Source organism: Rhodococcus ruber (genome assembly GCF_027270735.1).
Lineage (GTDB): Bacteria > Actinomycetota > Actinomycetes > Mycobacteriales > Mycobacteriaceae > Rhodococcoides > Rhodococcoides rubrum_A.
Window position 1 is genome coordinate 503,646 of the sequence record NZ_JAPWIJ010000003.1, and the last position, 19,794, is coordinate 523,439.

General features: G+C 65.2%; 17 protein-coding genes. 5 read left to right on the forward strand and 12 right to left on the reverse strand.

Going from position 1 to position 19,794, the window contains the following annotated elements:
- Positions 1-7 precede the first annotated feature (7 nt).
- The gene (locus O4220_RS09580; protein WP_269603408.1) at positions 8-1,789 is read left to right on the forward strand and encodes an NTP transferase domain-containing protein; all 1,782 of its coding nucleotides are present in this window, start codon (positions 8-10) and stop codon (positions 1,787-1,789) included.
- On the opposite strand, the gene O4220_RS09585 is transcribed toward O4220_RS09580, so the two are convergent.
- From O4220_RS09585 to O4220_RS09610, 6 genes are all read right to left on the reverse strand, one after another.
- Positions 1,746-2,477 (reverse strand): sirohydrochlorin chelatase, encoded by a 732-nt coding sequence (locus O4220_RS09585; RefSeq protein ID WP_269603410.1) that lies wholly within the window; start codon positions 2,475-2,477, stop codon positions 1,746-1,748. The two genes, O4220_RS09580 and O4220_RS09585, sit on opposite strands and share 44 nt — an antisense overlap.
- A complete protein-coding gene (locus O4220_RS09590; RefSeq protein WP_269603412.1) occupies positions 2,477-3,688 on the reverse strand; it encodes a uroporphyrinogen-III synthase in 1,212 nt (403 codons plus the stop codon). The genes O4220_RS09585 and O4220_RS09590 overlap by 1 nt, the downstream gene beginning before the upstream one ends.
- Positions 3,685-4,062 carry a nitrite reductase small subunit NirD gene (nirD, locus tag O4220_RS09595; RefSeq protein ID WP_269603415.1) on the reverse strand — a complete coding sequence of 126 codons (378 nt, stop codon included), beginning with the start codon at positions 4,060-4,062 and terminating at the stop codon, positions 3,685-3,687. Before nirD ends, O4220_RS09590 begins: the two co-directional genes overlap by 4 nt.
- Before the next feature lie 121 nt (positions 4,063-4,183).
- Entirely contained in the window at positions 4,184-6,679 is a 2,496-nt protein-coding gene (gene nirB / locus O4220_RS09600; protein WP_269603417.1) for a nitrite reductase large subunit NirB, read from the reverse strand.
- A gap of 61 nt (positions 6,680-6,740) precedes the next feature.
- On the reverse strand, positions 6,741-8,156 hold the full coding sequence (locus O4220_RS09605) for a nitrate/nitrite transporter (protein WP_269603660.1): 1,416 nt from the start codon (positions 8,154-8,156) through the stop codon (positions 6,741-6,743).
- Between the two features lie 214 nt (positions 8,157-8,370).
- The gene (locus O4220_RS09610) at positions 8,371-9,612 is read right to left on the reverse strand and encodes an MFS transporter (RefSeq protein ID WP_269603419.1); all 1,242 of its coding nucleotides are present in this window, start codon (positions 9,610-9,612) and stop codon (positions 8,371-8,373) included.
- Positions 9,613-9,693: 81 nt separating this feature from the next.
- On the opposite strand from O4220_RS09610, the gene O4220_RS09615 reads away from it, so the two are divergent.
- Positions 9,694-10,404: a FadR/GntR family transcriptional regulator gene (locus O4220_RS09615; protein ID WP_269603421.1), complete on the forward strand. Its 711-nt coding sequence runs from the start codon at positions 9,694-9,696 to the stop codon at positions 10,402-10,404.
- Here O4220_RS09615 and O4220_RS09620 read toward each other — a convergent pair.
- The 3 genes from O4220_RS09620 to O4220_RS09630 form a co-directional block, all read right to left on the reverse strand.
- Positions 10,394-11,248, reverse strand: coding sequence for a TIGR02569 family protein (locus O4220_RS09620; protein WP_269603422.1), 855 nt, complete (start codon positions 11,246-11,248; stop codon positions 10,394-10,396). The genes O4220_RS09615 and O4220_RS09620 overlap by 11 nt on opposite strands.
- 60 nt (positions 11,249-11,308) lie before the next feature.
- Positions 11,309-12,475: an adenylyltransferase/sulfurtransferase MoeZ gene (gene moeZ, locus O4220_RS09625; RefSeq protein WP_269603424.1), complete on the reverse strand. Its 1,167-nt coding sequence runs from the start codon at positions 12,473-12,475 to the stop codon at positions 11,309-11,311.
- A gap of 93 nt (positions 12,476-12,568) precedes the next feature.
- Positions 12,569-13,648 (reverse strand): DUF3152 domain-containing protein, encoded by a 1,080-nt coding sequence (locus O4220_RS09630; RefSeq protein WP_420030356.1) that lies wholly within the window; start codon positions 13,646-13,648, stop codon positions 12,569-12,571.
- A gap of 300 nt (positions 13,649-13,948) precedes the next feature.
- Between O4220_RS09630 and O4220_RS09635 the strand changes: the two genes are divergently transcribed.
- Positions 13,949-14,602, forward strand: coding sequence for a TetR/AcrR family transcriptional regulator (locus tag O4220_RS09635; RefSeq protein WP_032378141.1), 654 nt, complete (start codon positions 13,949-13,951; stop codon positions 14,600-14,602).
- A gap of 76 nt (positions 14,603-14,678) precedes the next feature.
- On the opposite strand, the gene O4220_RS09640 is transcribed toward O4220_RS09635, so the two are convergent.
- Together O4220_RS09640 and O4220_RS09645 are read right to left on the reverse strand one after the other, a co-directional pair.
- Positions 14,679-14,906, reverse strand: a complete 228-nt coding sequence (locus O4220_RS09640; protein WP_269603426.1) for a DUF3107 domain-containing protein — start codon at positions 14,904-14,906, stop codon at positions 14,679-14,681.
- A 108-nt stretch (positions 14,907-15,014) separates the two neighbouring features.
- The gene (locus O4220_RS09645; RefSeq protein ID WP_269603429.1) at positions 15,015-15,734 is read right to left on the reverse strand and encodes a ferritin-like fold-containing protein; all 720 of its coding nucleotides are present in this window, start codon (positions 15,732-15,734) and stop codon (positions 15,015-15,017) included.
- A 293-nt stretch (positions 15,735-16,027) separates the two neighbouring features.
- Between O4220_RS09645 and O4220_RS09650 the strand changes: the two genes are divergently transcribed.
- Entirely contained in the window at positions 16,028-17,701 is a 1,674-nt protein-coding gene (locus O4220_RS09650; RefSeq protein ID WP_269603431.1) for a DEAD/DEAH box helicase, read from the forward strand.
- Between the two features lie 9 nt (positions 17,702-17,710).
- Positions 17,711-18,964 carry a hypothetical protein gene (locus O4220_RS09655; RefSeq protein ID WP_269603433.1) on the forward strand — a complete coding sequence of 418 codons (1,254 nt, stop codon included), beginning with the start codon at positions 17,711-17,713 and terminating at the stop codon, positions 18,962-18,964.
- 22 nt (positions 18,965-18,986) lie between these two features.
- On the opposite strand, the gene O4220_RS09660 is transcribed toward O4220_RS09655, so the two are convergent.
- Positions 18,987-19,781: a ParA family protein gene (locus O4220_RS09660; RefSeq protein WP_032376913.1), complete on the reverse strand. Its 795-nt coding sequence runs from the start codon at positions 19,779-19,781 to the stop codon at positions 18,987-18,989.
- Between the last annotated feature and the right edge of the window lie 13 nt (positions 19,782-19,794).

A 19,794-nucleotide genomic window follows, 5' to 3' on the forward strand; every position in this document is an offset into this window, starting at 1 on the left:
TCGAACCATGACGCCGGTGTGCGATGCGATCGTCCTCGCAGGCGGTCGCGGATCGAGGATGGCCGATCCCGAGCACTCGACGTCGCCGAAGGAGGTGGACAAGCCGGCCTTGACCGTCGGCGGCCGTCGAATGGTCGATATCGCAGTGGACGCCGTATCGAACTGCCGTAGAACGGTTCTGGTGGGTCCACCACGCGACGGAGTGGCAGAACACGTTGTCCAGACCCGCGAGTCACCTGCCGGCGGTGGGCCCGTTGCGGCCCTCGCCGCGGGACTCCGATCCCTCGATGACACTGCACATTCAGTACACGCTGCAGATCTGGTGGCCGTCGTCGCGGCGGACATTCCGCTTCTCGATTCCGCCGCACTGGAGTCCCTCATCGATTCCATCGCTCACTCCGCAGCAGGTGCGGTATTCGCTCGCGACAACGCGGGCCGCACACAGTTCCTGTTGGGCGTGTGGCAGCACACCACGCTGCGATCTGCTGTGGCACAGCTGGATTCGGTAGAAGGCGTATCGATGCGCCGGATCGTTCCGGTCGATCATCAGGTCATCGCGCTTCCCGATATCGAGGACTGCGACACCCCTGCCGACCTTCTGGCGGCGCGCCTCGCCGCGCAGCCGTCGCAGACGCTGGAGGTCGCCGACGCGTTGGAGCGCATTCGAAGCAGTCTGCCTCCCCTGCCGACCCGTCGAATTACCCTGCAGGACAGTGCCGGAACCGTTCTTGCAGAACCCCTCGTGTCCCAGACCGCGTTGCCGGCAGTCGACATCTCCGCGATGGACGGTTACGCCGTCTGCGGCTCCGAGCCGTGGACGCTGCGGCCCCAGATCGCCTACGCCGGAAGTGTCGATATCACCGGACTCGTCGACGGAACGGCAGTGCGCATCGCGACCGGTGCTGCGGTTCCGGCCGGTGCCACGTCGGTGGTGCGCGACGAGCACGTGACCCACGATCCGGACGGGTCGGTACGTCGACTGTCGGCCACAGCCCAGTCGGACGACACGCGGCGGCGTGGCGAGGACTGGCTGCCGGGCACCGAGCTCGTCTCCGCCGGAACTCCGATCGATGCGGCGGTACGGTCTGTCGCCGCCAGCGCGGAAGTGTTCGACGTGACGGTGCGCGGCCCGGTTCGTGGTCGAGTAGTGGTCAGCGGCAACGAGATTCGATCGACTGGGCCACTGGCCCCCGGCGAGACCCGAGACGTTCTCGGATCGGTGTTGCCGGAGTACCTGGCGCACTGCGGCATCGCGGTCGTCGATGTGACACTGCTCGACGACTCGGCGACGCAGTTTCGAGACGTCCTGACTCGTACACAGGACGTGGACGTCGTCGTCGTGGTCGGAGCGACCGGTGGCGGTGCCGCCGATCAACTGCGCTCGACACTCGCACTGCTCGACGCGAAGCCCATCGTCGGCCGGATGCGTGTCAGACCCGGCGGTTCCCAGATCACCGCGGCGCTGCCCGACGGCACAGTGGTGCTCGGCTTACCCGGCAACCCGCTGGCAGCCGTTGCTACGGCCCTACTGACGGCTCCGGCGATCGTCGACGCGCTGACCGGCAGAACGGTGCGTCCACCACGAATGGGTCTGTTGTCCAACGCCGCGGACGTCGGATCTGCAGTCCCACGCCTCGTCCCTGTCACCGTCGACGGGACGCGCTGGCGGGCAGATATTCAGGTACGCACAGCGCATCTCGCTCATCTGGTCGGCCGGGATGCGCTCGCACTGGTTCCGGCCGAGATCAGTGACGACGAGCCGGTGACCATTCTTCCGTTGCCGTACTGAACGATCCGCTCTCCAGCGATCGAACGCCCTCGAAGTAGCGGGCCACCACCAGATCGACGATCGCTGGATGGACCCCCAGCGGCTCACCGACGCCGTCTGCACCTGCGTCGGCCAATCTATTGTGAAAGAGCCCGCGCGCCAACAGATACGACGCAACGAAGATTCGAGCGTGTCCCTCCCCCCGTAGAGCCGACACCGCCTCGGACACGGTGGGGACAGCGGTGGCTACGTACCCGATGCGCACCGGGACCTTCGCGACGTCGGCCAGCATCGCCGCTGCTCGAACGTGTTCTGCCAGCGCGCGCGGGTCGGACGACCCTGCAGCGGCGAGCACGATCGAATCGCCTGTGCGCCAGCCGGTGTCGCGTAACCGATCGAGCATGACCTCCGCGAGTACGGGGTCCGGTCCCAGAGCACCGGTGACCGTGACCGAGGTATGAGCGCTCTCGGTAATTTCTCGTGGTACGTCGGTGTGGACGTGATAGCCCGACGCGAGGAATGCCGGAACCACGACCGCCGACCCGGGGGTATCGCGCAGCACCTCGGCCGGGGACGGTCCGAGTACGTCGACGAATGCCACGCGAGTGGAACCGATCTGCGTCGACACGGCATCGGCAAGTGCGGCGATCATCTCGACACCACGGGGGTTTCGGGTGCCGTGGGCCACCAACACCGGAGTCGGAGTCATCAGTACTTCCCTCCTTCGACGACGGCCACACGTGCGTGCCCGGCGGGCTCCTCGGAATCGCAATCCGATTCGGTTTCGACGTGATCGAGTGCGATCCGATACCCGCGCTTGACCACGGTCTGGATCGCCTTCGGCGCGCCGAGAGAGGACCGAAGTCTGGTCATCGCGGTCTCCACCGCGTGGGTGTCACCTCCGCCACCGGGCAAGGACGCAAGCAAGGCCTCCCGGGAGACGACGCGTCCAGGATTGCGAGCCAGCGTCTTCATCAACGCCATTCCGGCCGGCGATACCGGTCGCACTTCACCGTCGACCACGACGCACCGGCCACGCACACTCACCACGTGCCCGCCTGCGTGAAGACGACCGGTCCGCCTCGGCAATTCCTCGGCGATGTGCCGCGCCAGTGCGCCCAAACGCGCCCTCGCCGGCTGTGTGGTGGCCACGTTCAGTTGTTCGAGGGGTGCCGCCGTCACCGGCCCGACGCAGACCGGAAGTACCCGCGTGCGCATCGATTGCAGCAGGGCTTCGAGCACCCCGTTCTCGTCGGCGCGCATCAGCATCGACGCCACCGCGGGCGCAGAGGTGAAGCTGAGAGCGTCGAGATCGCCGACGACGACGGCTTCGATCATGCGGTCCATGGGTCCCTGGTCGTCGGGGGCCGTCCAGCGATACACAGGTACCGGAACCACTTCGGCTCCGGCGCAGCGCAGTACCTCGCAGAAGTCCGGGATCGGCTCCCATTCGGTCGTCGCGCCGTGCAGTTGCACTGCGATGCGCTTACCTTCGACCCCTTCGGCGAGCAGATGCTCGAGTACCTCCGCGGAGGATTCGGAGGCGGGCGACCATTCCTCGCGGAGATCGGCAGCCCTGATCGCACCGGTCGCCTTGGGGCCGCGGGCCAGCAACCGGGACGAGCCGAGCGCGGAACCGAGTTCCTCTGCCTGGCCCCACCCGTCTGCGGCCTCGACCCAGCCCCGAAATCCGATTCCCGTGGTGGCGACGGTAATTTCGGGCGGATGCGCGATGATCGCGGCGGTCACGCGTTCCAGCTCGGCATCGTCGGCGAGCGGGATGATGCGGATCGCAGGGGCATGCATCACGGTTGCTCCCCGCCGCTCGAGCAGAGTTGCGAATTCCTCGGCCCGACGCGACGCCGTGATCCCGACGGTGAACCCGGCCAGAGGCGTTCCTGCCCCGGCGATTTCGCTCACGTAGAGCCGCCACGGACGAGCACGACACCGTCGACGCAGGAGACCTCGAAAGATCCGAGGCCAGCCTTCGCGTCGTCGAGGCAGCGTCCGTCGACCAGGGAGAAGACCTGCTTGAGCAACGGCGACGCGACGGTGGGCTCGCCCCCTCGGTCTCCCACCAGTCCGCGTGACATCACTGCTGCGCGCCCGTACGGATCGATGTTGCCCACTGCGAACAGTCGTCCGTCGTCGAGCAGAAACAACGCCGCCTGGGTGCCGCCGCGCAGGAGCACCGCTACCCCGCGCCCCGGAATCAGCGTGTCCAGCGTGCAGGCCGGGGTCCAACTACGAGCAATGTCGTTCGATACCGCTGTACGTGAGTCGATGACAGTCATGGCGTACCTCCTGGTCAGCTATTCCACGTTGTCTGTGTTTCTGGCCCGTTAAGTCGCGATTACTCACCTGTGCACATGCGCTCAGTTTCGTGACCTGCCGGTTGTCAGGGGCCTCGTCGGCCTACGCCCCGACTCGCGGCATTCCCATCAACACGGGGACCTTGCGGGCTCCGGACTCGTCGAACGCGATGGTGGGATCGGCCTCGCTCGGGGCATTGACGAACGAGACGAATCGACCGAGCTTCTCGTCGTCCTCGAGCACGCCTGCCCACTCGTCCTTGTAGCCGGCGACGTGACGCTCCATGTCCGCTTCGAGTTCCGCACCGATGCCGAGGCTGTCGTCGCAGACGACGGCCTTGAGATGCTCCAGTCCTCCGTCCAGCGACTCGAGCCACGGCGCGGTCCGCTGCAGTCGATCTGCGGTGCGGACGTAGAACATCAAGTAGCGGTCGATGAAACTGACCAAGGTGGCATCGTCGAGGTTGGAGGCGAGCAGCTGAGCGTGCTTGGGTGACTGCCCGCCGTTTCCGCCGACGTAGAGGTTCCAACCACCCTCGGTAGCGATGATTCCCACATCCTTGCCGCGGGCCTCGGCGCACTCACGCGCACAGCCCGAGACCCCGAACTTGATCTTGTGCGGTGACCTCAGCCCTCGATAGCGATTCTCGAGGTCGACGGCCATTCCCACCGAATCCTGGACGCCGTAGCGGCACCAGCTGGATCCGACGCAGCTCTTGACCGTGCGCAGCGATTTCCCGTACGCCTGGCCCGATTCCATGCCTGCGTCGACGAGGCGCTTCCAGATAGCAGGCAGTTGCTCGACGCGGGCACCGAACATATCGATGCGCTGCCCGCCCGTCACCTTGGTGTAGAGCCCGAAATCGCGAGCGACCTCGCCGATGACGATCAGCTGCTCGGGGGTGCACTCGCCGCCGGGCATCCGCGGCACCACCGAGTACGTGCCGTTCTTCTGGATATTGGCCAGGAAGTGATCGTTGGTGTCCTGCAGCGAGGCCTGTTCGCCGTCCAGAATGTGATCGGAGGACGTCGATGCGAGGATCGACGCGACGACGGGCTTGCAGATGTCGCAACCGGTTCCGCTGCCGTACTTGGCGATCAGCGACGAGAAGGTGCGGGTGTTCGTTGCCCGAACGATCTCGAACAGCTCGGCCCTGGATTGAGAGAAGTGCTCGCACAACGACTTCGAGAGCACCACCCCGGATGCGGCCAGCAACGACTTGATGGACGGCAGACAGCCGCCGCAGGTGGTGCCCGCGGTGGTGCAACTCTTCACGGCCGCCAGATCGCACGCTCCGTCGGCGATGGCCGAGCAGATGGCACCCTTGCTCACGCCGTTGCAGGAGCAGATCTCGGCGTCGTCGGGCAGCGCACCGATACCGACCTGTTCGGCTGCCGGTGAGATCAGGGCTCCGGGGTCGCCGGGTAGTTCTCGTCCGACGAGAGGACGCAGCAGCGAGTACGCAGAGGCATCGCCGACGAGGATGCCGCCGAGCAGGGTCTTCGCGTCGTCGGTCACGACGAGCTTGGCGTACGTTCCCTTGGGCGCATCGCTGAATACCACCTCGAGAGCCCCCGGAGTGGCCGCCATCGCGTCGCCGAAGCTCGCGACATCGACGCCCATGAGTTTGAGTTTGGTGGACATGTCGGCGCCGGGGAATTGCGCTGCACCGCCGAGCAATCGGTCGGCCACCACCTCTGCCGTCGAGTATCCAGGGGCAACCAGGCCGTAGCATCGACCCTCGACAGCGGCACACTCGCCGATCGCGAATACGGCCGGATCGGATGTAGTGCACCCGATGTCGACCATGATGCCGCCGCGCTCGCCGACCTCGAGGCCACTCTCGCGGGCCAGGCGATCCTGAGGACGCACACCGGCAGAGAACACCAACAGCGCGGCGTCGATGGTGCTGCCGTCGCTCAGTTCGACCGTCAAGCCGGCGCTGTCGTTGTTTGAAATCGACGATGTGCCCACTCCCACATGGACGTTCAGCCCGAGTTCGGTGACGAGACGAGCCAGCAGCGCGCCTCCGCCCTCGTCGACCTGCAGCGGCATCAATCGTGGGGCGAACTCGATGACGTGCGGGGTCATGCCCATCTTCTGCAGCGCGTTTGCCGCTTCGAGACCGAGCAGACCTCCGCCGACGACGACCCCCACGGCACCGGGGCCCGCTGCGTCCGCCCGGGCTCGGATCTTGTCCAGGTCGTCGAGGGTCCGGTAGACGAAGCAGGCAGGTAGATCGTGCCCGGGGATCGGCGGCACGAACGGATAGGACCCGGTGGCGAGCACGAGCGCGTCGTACTCGACCGTGTCCCCCGCGGAGGTTTCGACGGTCCGGTGGTCACGGTCGATACGATCGGCACGCACTCCGGTGCGCATCTCGACGAGTGGGTCGCCGGGGTAGTCGTTGCCCGCCAGCGCCAGCTCCTTGTGGTCCCAGGCACCGACGTAGGACGACAGGCCCACACGGTCGTACGCCGGCAACGCTTCCTCGCAGAGGACCGTGACCTTCCACTCGGCCGCCTCGTCGCGCGCACGCAACGCTTCGACGAACCGGTGCCCGACCATTCCATGACCTACCACTACCGCGTTCTTCATTGCGGGTCCTTCCGAATTTGCGTTGCCGTGCAGAGTTTTTCGTCCGTCCAACGAGAGTGCGTCAGACGGCTACCGGTGCGTCGGCATCGGCAGAGCTGGTCTTGCGCAGGTAGATCGCCCAGGTGACGATCGCGCACACGATGTAGAAGCCGAGGAACACCCAGAACGCGGTGGTCGCGGACTTCGCAGTGCCCGAGTACGACGCTCTCAGCACCAGATTGATTCCGACGCCGCCGAGCGCGCCGATCGCACCGGCGATACCGATGAGAGCACCGGACATCTTGCGTGACCAGTGCTGCTGCTCTTCGACCGTCATACCCTGCAGCGCAACCGATTTCGCGGCAAATATTGCCGGGATCATCTTGTACACCGATCCATTGCCCAGGCCCGAGAGCAAGAAGAGTGCGATGAATCCGATGACGAAGAGCACCATCACCGTGCCGCTCGCGGCCCCGGGCGTCGAGTCGTCCCAGGTGCTGGCCGCGACCAGAATTCCGGTGGAGAAGGTCATGGCCACGAACGTGTACAGGGTGATCTTGCCGCCGCCGATCTTGTCTGCGAGCTTGCCGCCGAACGGCCGCGACAGCGATCCCAGCAATGGACCGAGGAAGGCGATCTGAGCAGCCTGCAGCGAAGCCTGCGCCTGAAGCGCGGGAGTTGCCGGGGCCCCGTCGGTGAGTCCGGCGAGGAAGTTGATCTGCAGCACCTGGCCGAACGCGAAACTGAAGCCGATGAACGAGCCGAACGTACCGATGTAGAGGAAGGCGATCCACCACGCATCGGAGAACTTCAGCACGTCGATCATGGAACGGCCGTTGGTCTTCTGGTTGTCGAGATTGTCCATGTACAACGCGGCACCGACGGCGGCGATCGCGATGAACACCAGATATACGGCGCAGACGATCTCGGGCGCGGTGTTGCCAATGGTGGCGATGACGAGCAACCCGATGAGCTGGATCACGGGCACGCCTATGTTGCCGCCGCCTGCATTCAGACCGAGTGCCCAACCCTTTTCGCGCTGGGGATAGAACGCATTGATGTTCGTCATGGAGGATGCGAAGTTGCCGCCGCCGAGGCCGGCGAACGCCGCCACGATGATGTAGGTGGTGTACGACGCCGGGTTCAGCATGAAATACATCGTCAGCACCGTCGGAATCAGCAGCACCAGTGCGCTGAAGATGGTCCAGTTTCGCCCACCGAACTTGGCGGTGGCGAAGGTGTACGGGATCCGAAGGATTGCGCCGACGAGTGTGGGCACGGCCACGAGGAAGAACTTGCCGGCCGCGTCGATGCCGTAGACGGACAGCGGCATGAACAGCACCATCACCGACCAGATCGACCAGATCGAGAAACCTACGTGCTCGGCGACGACCGACCAGATCAGATTGCGCTTGGCGATCTGCTTGCCACCGGCCTCCCAGGCCTCGACGTCCTCGGAATTCCAGTGCGCGATGTGATGGTTCACGGACACGGGCACTGTTCCGGGCGGAACCGTCGTGGTGGTGGCTGAGCCGGCGTCTGCCGAAGCGCTGCGAGAAAGGCTGGTCACGTTGTGGCCTCCTGATCGGTGTGTGAACCGAACATAGGAAAGCCATGTTGCCGCGGCGCTGCGTGCGGTGACTCGTTGATTAACTTGGTCTCACGCGCCGTCGAGCACCGACGTGAGCTGAAGCCTCAACGTTCACCGAACCTCACCAGGTGTCTTCGAGCATCCTCGGTCGACAGCACAGGAATCCTCCGACCAGCAGCACCGCTACGCACCCGGTCAGCAGCACGAGCGGTAGTCCCCAGCCCCCGGACTCTGTGTGCAACAAGCCGAACAGAATCGGCCCGGTCGAGGACACCACATAACCCAGCCCCTGGGTGAACCCCGACAGCGAGGACGATCCCGCCGCGGTACGGGTCCTGAGGTTGATCAGCGTGAGCGACATCGGAAAGGTCATCGTGCCGAGTCCTATCAGGCACACCCACAGCACCGTCCCGACCGCAGGAGACCAGTGCAGACCGGAAAAGCCGCCGAAATAGCAGACCGCGGCGACGACAACGAGGCCGAACGGATTGCGCATCTTCGCGCAGAGAGTCGGAGTGGCCAACGACGTGATCAAGCCCATCGCACCGAAGGCAGCAACAGAAGCACCGGCCAAGCCTTCTCCGATGCCCGAGTCGATCAACAGCGTCGGCAACCAGGTGAGCATCGAGTACGTGATCAGCGACGTCATCGCGAACATCATGACCATCCCCCACGCCATCGAGGAGCGATGAATCCGACCGGCGTGCCGGGTGTGCACAGCCGCCGAACTCGCCTCGGCCGAGGTGTCCTTCGTGTCGCGACCGCGTCGGGCGATCACGACCCCGAGCCACGGCAATGCTGCGGCAACGCCGACGATCGCCCACACTCCGATCGAGACCCGCCACCCGTGGGCGTCCGCGACCGGAACCGCCAACAGCGGCGGAATCATCGTGCTGATCTGCATCGTGCAGATGTAGATGGTGCTGACCAACGCGAGTCGATCCGAGAAGTATCGCTTCACCAGCGGCGGGATGACGACGTTCCCGATGCCCATACCGGCCAGCGCGATCGCGGACAGCGCAAGCAACGATGCGGTATTCGGCGCGAATGCCCGACTCGCCATGCCCACCGTGGTGAGCGCCATGGCCAACAACGCTGCTCGCTCGAGTCCGGTGCGCTTGGCCAGAAGAGGAGTGGCCAAGCCGAAGACCGCGAACATCGCCGGCGGCAGCATCCCGACGATACCGATCACGGAATCACCGAACTGCAAATCCGTAGCGATCCTGCCGAACAACGGGCTGATGGACGTCACAGCGGCGCGCAGCGTCAGGGCAGAAAGAACGATGGCGGCGAACACCAATATGCGGCCGCGGACGAGCGAAGTACCGGTCGGGGTGGTCTCGGGGACGGTAGGCGCACTCACCGCGTAATCATAGGATGACCGGATCATCGGGTGCAAAGCATTACTATCGACGGCGAAACGTTCACAGCCCGAGGAGCCCACGTGCGGCAGGTCCAGCGATCGAGCCTGATAACCCAGGTCACCGCACAGTTGCGTGACGAGATCACGTCGCAGAGATGGCCGGTGGGCACCCGCATCCCCACCGAGCCGGAACTGTGCGAAATCACCGGTACCGGCCGCAATACTGTTCGCGAAGCGGTTCAAGCTCTCGTGCATGCCGGCATGGTCGAGCGCAGGCAGGGTTCGGGCACCTTCGTGATGACCTGCTCCGACCTCGGCGGCACCCTGGGTAAGTACTTCTCGGACGCCCGGCACCGCGACGTCACCGAACTCCGTGAGACTCTCGAGGTCACCGCGGCTGCGCTCGCCGCGGACCGGCGCGACGACGAGGACATTCGGGTCATGCTGGGTGCGCTGGAGGATCGCAACACGGCGTGGTCGAACGAGACCCCACTGACGGACGCCGTCCGGATCGACGCGCGCCTGCACCGCACCATCGTCGCAGCCAGCCACAACGCGATCTATCTGGAGTTCTACGACTCGTTGCTTCCGGTCATCCACGAGGCGATGAGGGACCACTTCCTCGATCACGACGACGACTACGTCGCCGAGCACACCGCTCTGGTCGACGCGGTAATCGACGGTGACGCCGCTCGCGCGACGGATGCCGCCCGATCACTGTTCCACGAACTGTCCGAGCCCCCAGCTCGCGCAGCGGAATTCCCAGCTGACACAGCGGAATTCACAGAATGAGGCGCACCAGGTCTGCTGTTCGTGCCAGACCGGGAAAGGCCTCCGACGTCGAACGCGGATGAAGCGCGTGAACCGCAAGTCGAAACATCAACGCGCGCAGCAACATCTGTGGCCACTCCGGTAGATCGTCCCAGCGGCCCACCAGACCGTCGTCGGCGTCACCCCAGGACAGCGCATCCACCACGGCCACTCCGGCGGCCCATGGCGCTGGACGCCAGTACGGCGTGATGTCGCTGATTCCGGGTGCATCGCTGCCCGAGAACAACACCGTTCCGAACAGGTCGCCGTGTACCAGTTGATCCGGCGACTCGACAGGTTTGCGCAGTGTCGCAAGCTGTTTGACCAACGCGAGACTGCTTTTTCCGTCGCTGGAGGACGGCTCTGGCGCGCCTGCACCGCGCGCCGATCGGAGGGGAACGGCTTCCCACGCCGCCCTGTCGGCCGCGACGAACACATCCACATCTGCCCACGGCGCAACGGGCGGCTGAACCAAGAAGCGGGGACGCTCGAGTTGCGCCGTCGCCGAGTGCAGTCGCAACGACAACGAGACCACCTCGTCGTGTCGGGGCTCGGGTTCGCCGGCAACGAACGTGTCTGCGCGCCAGCCCGACACGACGTACCGACCGTCGGTGGAGCGCACCGGGCGAGCGAGTCGAACTCCGTCCACCGTCAACGTCTCGCGCACCTTGGCCGACCAGGCTGCGCGGGCATGGTCTGCGACCGGAGACAGCACGACGTCACCCAGACGCCACCCTCCGTCCCAGTCCGCGCCGAGGGGTGCCGGCTCGACATCGCGCAGCCCGAACGTAGAGATCACGTGCTGAGGGGGTTCGACAGAGCTCACGCACGCCACGCTACCGCCGATCGGTGCGCCTCTGCGGACGACGCGCACACACGCCCCGCTTCAGTAGATGGGCAAACCGGGGTCTATTTGCTTGGCCCACTCCACTATTCCGCCCTGCAGATGGGACGCATCGGCAAAACCGGCACCGACCACCGCATCGAGCACTTCCGCGGACCTGATACCGGTTTTGCAGTAGAGCACGATCGGCACGTGCTGCGGTAGCTCGGCCATGGCCGCACCGGAAAGAATTCGATCCTTCGGAATCAGGCGCGCGCCGTCGATCCGAACGATGTCCCACTCGACCGGTTCGCGCACGTCGATCAGAGCTACCTCGCGTCCGGACTCCATCATTGCGCGTAGCTGTACGGGGGTGACTTCCAGGCCTGCGGATTCGACGTCCGGGACAACTCCACAGAACACCTCGTAGTCGATCAGCTCGGTGATCGGGGTCCGATGCGGATCGGGGGTCAACCGTACCGTTCGATAGCTCATCGCCAATGCGTCGTAGATCATCAATCGGCCCAGTAGAGTCTCGCCGATTCCGGTGATCAGCTTGATCGCCTCGGTCACCATGATCGAACCGATCGAGGCGCACAGCACTCCCAGCACGCCACCTTCTGCACACGAAGGCACCATGCCGGGCGGCGGCGCCTCGGGGTAGAGGTCGCGATAGTTGATGCCGACTCCCCCGGGTGCTCCATCCCAGAACACCGAGACCTGGCCCTCGAATCGATAGATCGAACCCCATACGTACGGAATGCCGACGAGGGCGGCCGCATCGTTGACGAGATAACGGGTTGCAAAATTGTCGGTGCCGTCGAGAACGAGGTCGTAGTGCCCGAAGAGCTCGAGCGCGTTCGATGAATCCAGTCGAACCCTGTGCAACGTCACCTCGACGCCGTCGTTGAGTTCGAGAATCGAGTCCCGGGCACTGTCGGCCTTCGGACGCCCGACGTCGGACCGGCCGTGGATGACTTGCCGCTGCAGATTGGACAGTTCGACATCGTCGAATTCCACGATTCCCAGAGTCCCGACACCTGCGGCTGCCAGATACAGAAGGGCAGGTGAACCCAATCCCCCGGCACCGACGACGAGTACGCGAGCGTTACGCAGGCGCTTCTGACCATCCATCCCAACGCTGGGAATGATCAGATGACGGCTGTATCGCGCGACCTCCTCGGGCGTCAGTTCGCCAGCGGGTTCGACCAGCGGAGGTAGTTGGACCACGATGCAGCGACGCTCCTCGACTCGACACGGCGGCCGGTGACCCCGATCGCCACGTTCGAATCTAATCCCCGGCCTGTCCTGAAACCCAGCCGATCACGCTCGCGGGTACGGCCAGGGATTGAATCGACATGTTTTGCCGTCCATGGGGACCACGCCCTCCGGATCCAGTCGCGCGATGTCGTCGTTGGCCGTGCCGAAGGTCTGCTGCATCATCACTGGTGCCAGGCCACCGTCGGCCTCGCACGGCTGGTGCTGCTGGTAGCCGATTGCGTGGCCCACCTCGTGGTTGATCTGATACTGACGGTACGAGCCGATGTCCCCTTGAAACGAGATCGCCCCGCGAACCCATCTGGGCTCGTTCAGCACCACTCGTTCGATGCCGGGGTTGTAACAAGACACCTCGAGTTGAATGTCGTAACCGCACGCCTGCCGGATCGACATCTGCGACGTCAGAGAGATTCTGAAGTCGGGGTCACCCTGATCGATTCGCCGAAACGCGAATCGTGGGTCGTTCGTCCAGCTCTTGGGATTGGCGAGTGTCTGGTCCACGAGACGGCCGAACGACTCGTCGCCGCCGAATCCGACCGTGTCGACACCGTCCTCCACCTCGACCGTGTACGTGAACACCCGCTCGGTCCCTTGGCCCACCTGCTCGGTGGAACCGGCCACGGTGTGCCACGTGCCTGCACCTTGGACCGCGAAGGGGCCGCCGTCCGGCAGTTCACCCGAGGAGATCGACGACGCGAAATTACCGTCCGCCTGTGGCGGGACACCGATGATTCCGGTGCCCGATGTCGTATCGGAGCTCAGCGTGCCGAACCCGGGATCGGCATTGGTGGACTGCGCCGCGTTGCCGGTGACCGGGTCGCCCGTGCGCACGGCGTCGAAAACCACGAGCGCAGTGACCACGATCAGAATGGGAACCGCGTATGCCCGCCAGCCGTACGTCGAGGCGAACTTTCCGATCTTGCTCTGCTTGCGGACGTCGCGGTCGGGTCGACGATTGCGTTGCTTGACCTCGCGCTGCGTCGGATCCCACTGCGCGCGCAATGGTTGATGAGACCCGCGGCTACCCACCGTGCGTGGGAAATCGTCCGACCGATCGTCGTACTCGTCGTCGACGCCGCCCGACTGCACACCACCGCGGATACGCGGCCCGCCTCGGTCAGTCACTCGATCACGATCTCACAATCCTCACCGCCCGCTGCTCGGCACGCCGACAACGAGACCGGAACTATCGGGTTCTCGGTACGGAAACATCGTACAAACAAACCGTTCGACGTGATCCGGCTTCGATGCAATTCGCAACCGGTCCCCCAGGATCCCGACCGTGCCGGACGCCACGAGTATCGTTGCCCGTGATCTGCGCTACGAGTGATCCGAACCGACGGCCACCCGCCGGATGTTCATGACGGATTGCTCGCTGTCGAACCAAGACGAGCGCAGTTGTCGACGCGGATGGGAACGGAATTGATGACAGATCTCGACGACCGGAGGTCCTCGGACCGGCCGGCCACCACCGGCAATCGACGCAGCGCACGGCTGCCACGCGATGCCCGTCGGGCGCAGCTGCTCGCCGCTGCGAGCGAAATATTCGTGACCCGCGGCTATCACGCGTCCGGAATGGACGAGATCGCCGAATGCGCGGGTGTCAGCAAGCCGGTCCTGTACCAGCACTTCCCCGGAAAGCTCGAGCTGTATCTGGCGGTGCTGCAGAGCTACGTCGACACGTTGATCGCGGGCGTCCGCCAGGCGCTTCGCTCGACCACCGACAACCGACAGCGCGTACGCGCCGCGGTACTGGCGTTCTACGACTTCGTCGACACCGATACACAAGGCTTCCGCCTGGTCTTCGAGTCCGATCTGATGGGCGATCCTCAGGTCAACTCACGCGTCGAGCAGGCGACCGAAGCGTGCGTCGACGCCGTGTTCGATCTGGTCGCTCACGACTCGGGACTCGATCCGTATCGGGCGCGTGTGCTCGCCGTCGGTCTGGTCGGAGCTAGCCAGTTCACCGCCCGATACTGGCTGGAAGCCGACCGGCCCATATCCAAGGAAGACGCGGTGGACACCACGGTGTCGCTGGCATGGGGCGGTCTGTCTCACGTTCCGCTACAAGCCCCGTAAAGCGCTCGTCCCGTTCACGACACACGCCCCTCACTCGAAGTCGAGTGAGGGGCGTGTGTTGCGTCTCCCGGCCGTCTCAGGAGGTCGCGAATCCGACCTTCCGAGCATCGGACGGACCGATCTCGACGTACGACACCTTGGCGGCCTGGATCAAGTACTTGCGTCCCTTCTCGTCTTCCAACGACAGCACTCCGTCCTTACCGGCGAAGGCGGCCGATACGAGCGCTTCGACCTCGGCCGGGGACTGCGTGCTGTTCACGACGAGCTCACGGGAACTCTCCGAAACACCGATCTTGACCTCCACGGTCAACCTCCGAACTCTCGACAACTCTGCTCACGCCAGGCTAGTGCAGCGGGATCGGCCCAGCCGCCCGACGCCCTGTGCTGTCAGCGAACACCGGTGCCGGACGGGTCAGTCCAGGCCGAGTGAGGACATCCGCTCCGAGTGCTGTTCCTGCATCCGATCGAACAGTGCGACCACTCCGTTGAGGTCGCCCGAGGCGGTGATGACGAGATCGGTCAACGACTCGCGCTGTGCGAGCACGAACTGCGCCTGGGTGATGGCTTCGCCGAGCAGACGGCGCCCCCACAGCATCAGCCGCGCCTTGTCCTGCGAGCTCGCCCGAACCCGCTCGGATACTTCGTGGACGACGAACTCCGAATGTCCGGTCTCGGCCAGCACGTCTCGCACGATCTCTGCGACGTCGGGATCGAGGCTGTGCGCGATCTGCCGGTAGAAGTCCGCGGCGATACCGTCGCCCACGTAGGCCTTGACCAGGGACTCCAACCACGTCGACGGAGTGGTCGATGCGTGGTACTCGTCCAGAGCACGCACGAACGGAGCCATCGAGGCATACACGTCGAGACCCCGAACGGACAACGCTCGCTGCAGCGTCTCGAAGTGACTCATCTCCGCCGCCGCCATGCTGGCCAGGGCCACGCGCCCCTCCATCGACGGAGCCATTCGCGCATCCTCGGCCAGGCGATAGAAGGCCGAGATCTCGCCGTAGGCGAGGACCGCGAACAAGTCCGGGACTCCCGGGTGATCGTGCGCGATGGCCGGCTCGTCCGACTCGACGAGCGTGGTGGATGCATCTATGGACGACGACGACTCCGGCGAGTGGGCTCCCATGGATGGCAATCGTAGTCCCGTGCGAGACGCCCCGCCGCGGAGCGCGTCGTACCTGCCGTGACCGGCCGACGATGGTGAATTCGGCTCGGCAAGCTACCATGGTGCTCGATCGTCGCTCGCGGACCGATGGAACGGACCGAAGAACACGTGATGGTCATCGATAATGTGCGCGCACCTGATCCGGGTCGCCTCGACAGCTTCGCCGCAGCGGACATCGCAGTCCGTGGCCGCGCTGAGGCTGACGGCGACATCACATCGGATTGAGGGCATCGACTTCGGCCGGCAATAGGCCTGTGCCCTTCCTGTGCGCGCGTTCGAACACGAGGAAGGCCAGTCCCCTGAGCAAGATAGTCATCGACCAAGAATCCGAGACCGGCGACACGACGTTGTCGGCTCAACTGGACGACACCCATGTACCTCCTACGTTCGCGGAACTGAACGTCGACGCGGCCATCGTTCGTGCTCTCTCCGAGATGGGAATCGAGCGCACCTTCGCCATCCAGGAGCTGACACTGCCACTCGCCATCGCGGGCGACGACCTCATCGGTCAGGCACGTACCGGCATGGGCAAGACGTTCGGCTTCGGTGTTCCACTTCTGCACCGGCTCGCCACGGACAACTCCGGCACCACCCCGCTCGACGGCACTCCGCGTGCCTTGATCATCGTTCCGACCCGCGAACTGTGTGTCCAGGTCAGCTCCGATCTCGAGAACGCCTCCAAGTACCTCAGCGGTGCCAATGGACCCGTCAAGGTGCTCTCCATCTACGGTGGCCGCCCGTACGAGGCTCAGATCAGTGCACTGCAGAACGGGGTCGACGTCGTCGTCGGAACCCCCGGCCGTCTGCTCGATCTCGCCAAGCAGAACCACCTGATTCTCGGCAAAGTCGGCGTGTTGGTTCTCGACGAAGCCGACGAGATGCTCGACCTCGGGTTCCTTCCCGACATCGAACGCATCCTCGGCATGGTGCCCGACAAGCGTCAGACGATGCTGTTCTCTGCCACGATGCCCGGCCCGATCATCACACTGGCGCGCACGTTCCTGACGCAGCCGACGCACATCCGGGCCGAAGAAGCGGAGTCCTCCGCCGTCCACGACCGCACCGCCCAGCACGTCTACCGGGCACACGCACTCGACAAGGTCGAGATGGTCGCCAAGGTCCTCAAGGCCGAGGGCCGCGGCGCGACGATGGTGTTCACTCGCACCAAGCGCACCGCTCAGAAGGTCGCAGACGAGCTGGCCGAGCGCGGCTACTCGGTCGGTGCCGTTCACGGTGACCTCGGTCAGGTCCAACGCGAGAAAGCGCTCAAAGCGTTCCGCACCGGCAAGATCGACGTCCTGGTGGCCACCGACGTCGCTGCACGCGGTATCGACATCGACGACGTCACCCACGTCATCAACTACCAGTGCCCCGAGGACGAGAAGACCTACGTGCACCGCATCGGTCGCACCGGCCGTGCCGGACGCACCGGCATCGCAGTCACCCTGGTCGACTGGGACGACATCCCCCGCTGGCAGCTGATCGACAAAGCACTCGATCTCGGCATGCCGGATCCGGTCGAGACCTATTCGAGCTCGCCGCACCTGTTCACCGACCTCGGTATCGCTACGGACGCCACCGGCACTGTGCGCAAAGCACCCTCGCGTGCTCCGGAGAAGGCAGAGGAGGACAGCGAGACGAACACGGCAGCGCCTGCCGCCGACGCGGCGTCGGCGGCGACCAAGCCCCGCCGCTCACGCAGTCGCCGTCGCACTCGTGGAGGGCAGGGCGGCGACAACACCGCAGGCTCCGACGCGACGTCGAACGATTCCCCATCTGCTGCGACTTCGGTTGTCGGACAATCGGATACGACCGATACGGCATCCACCGACACCGCCACCAAGACTGCCCCGCGCCGCCGCAGGCGCCGCCGCTCCAGTGGATCCTCGGCCGATGCCGGACCGTCGACTGCGAGCGCTTCGGAGTAGTCTCCCTTCGTGTTGGCTCCAGAACGTCGAACGAGAACCGACCTCGTCGTCGCCGCCGTCATCGCAGTTGTGGTGGTCGTGGCCGCGAGCATCGCCTGGTTGACCGGCGATGCCCGCGGTACCACGTCGATTTCGGCCGCGGAGCCGCTGCCTCAGCCCGAGCCGGCAGCATCGGTGCCCACAGCCCTCACCGAATTGTGGCGCGCGCCGAGCGCAGCAACGGATTCGACGCGTACTCCGGCTCCCGTCGTCGCCGGATCCACTGTGGTGACTGCCGACGGTGGCTCCGTCCTCGGCCGCGATCCGCGGTCGGGTGAGCAGTCCTGGTCGTACACACGCGATCTCCCGCTGTGCTCGGTGGTCTCGGCGTGGAACACGGCAGTCGCCGTCTACCGCGACGATCGCGGTTGCTCCCAGGTGACCGAACTCGACGGATCCACCGGGCAGCGCAAGGCGCAACGCACCTCCGACGCCGACGAAGCGGTTCGCCTGTCGTCGGACGGCACCTACGTGACGTCGAGGGGCGACACCCGCATGGAGTTGTGGCGCTCGGACATGGTCCGCACCCTCGAGTACGGCCGAGTGGACGCCCCGGTCAATCCGGGTAGTCAGCCGAGAACCGGATGCACCCTGCTGTCCTCGGCCTCGACGAACTCGCGGACAGCCGTGCTGGAGCAGTGCCCGGGTGAAGCGGCTGCGCGCTTGTCGCTGATCAACCCTGCACCCAAGGACGCGAGCGAACCCGAGGAGTACGGGTCGACGGTGGTCCCCGAACTCGTTGTCGGGCCGGACTCCCCCACTGCCGGGCGTATCGTTGCCGTCACCGGAAACGTTGTCGCGCTGTACCTTCCCGCCGAGAACGGCGCGCCCGATCGAATCGGACTCTACGACGACACGGCTTCGCGGATATCCGAATACAACCTGGCTTCCAACCTCTCCCCCGAGCAGAACTCACCGAATTCGCCTGCGACGAAGGCAGGTTCGTTGTTCACCTGGTTCACCGGTGCCGGTGTCCAGGCGCTCGATTCGACCGGCTTGTCTCCCGTGTGGTCCATCCCTGGAGCCCTCGGAAGCGGAGCGGTCATGGCCGGCCGACTGCTCGTCCCCGTGGCCGACGGTATCGCGGTGGTCGATCTCGCCACCGGCATATCGATCGACGACATACCCGTCGACCGAGGCGACTACGTCGGTCCGGTACAGACGTCGGTCATCGGCGACGTGATCGTCGAGCAGCGCGGTGACGACGTGGTCGCTCTGGGCTGATCAGGCCGTCGTTCGCCCGGCGCTACACAGCCGGATCGTAGGTCTTCAGCTCGGCTCCGTCGTTCCAGTGCGCCAGCAGATTCTCGGCCAGTTCTCGATACGCCTGCGCGCCCTTGTTCTTTCGCCCCGACAGTACCGTCGCGCCCGATGCGCTGGCCTCGGCGAAGCGAACGGTCCGCGGGATCGGCGGCGCGAGGACCGGAAGCGAATATCGGTCGGAGACATCGCCGAGTACGTCCCTGCTGTGGGTGGTGCGAGCATCGAACAATGTGGGGAGCGCACCGAGCAGCGTCAGGTCGGGGTTGGTGATCTGCTGCACCTCGGACACCGTGCGCAACAGCTGCCCCACTCCCCGATGGGCAAGGGTTTCGCACTGCAGAGGCACCAACACCGACTGCGCGGCGGTGAGCCCGTTGAGGGTCAGCACCCCCAGCGACGGCGGGCAATCGATGACGACGACATCGAAGTCGTCGAGTATGGGAGCGAGCGCGCGCTTGAGTGCGAATTCGCGACCCGCCCGCATCAGCAGTAGCGCTTCGGCACCGGCGAGATCGATCGTGGCCGGCAACAAGACGATTCCTTCCGCTGTCTCGATCAGCACGTCCTCCACCTTGGCGTCCCCGGTCAACACCTCGTGTACGGAGGAATCGAGCTTGTCGGGGTTGTGCCCGAGAGAGAACGTCAGGCAGCCTTGCGGGTCGAGGTCGACCACCAGGACGCGTCGATCGAGCGCGTGCAGCGCTGCTGCGAGCGAGGCGACCGTGGTGGTCTTGGCCACGCCGCCCTTCTGATTCGCTACCGCAAGAATTGTCGTCACGGCTTTGATCCTT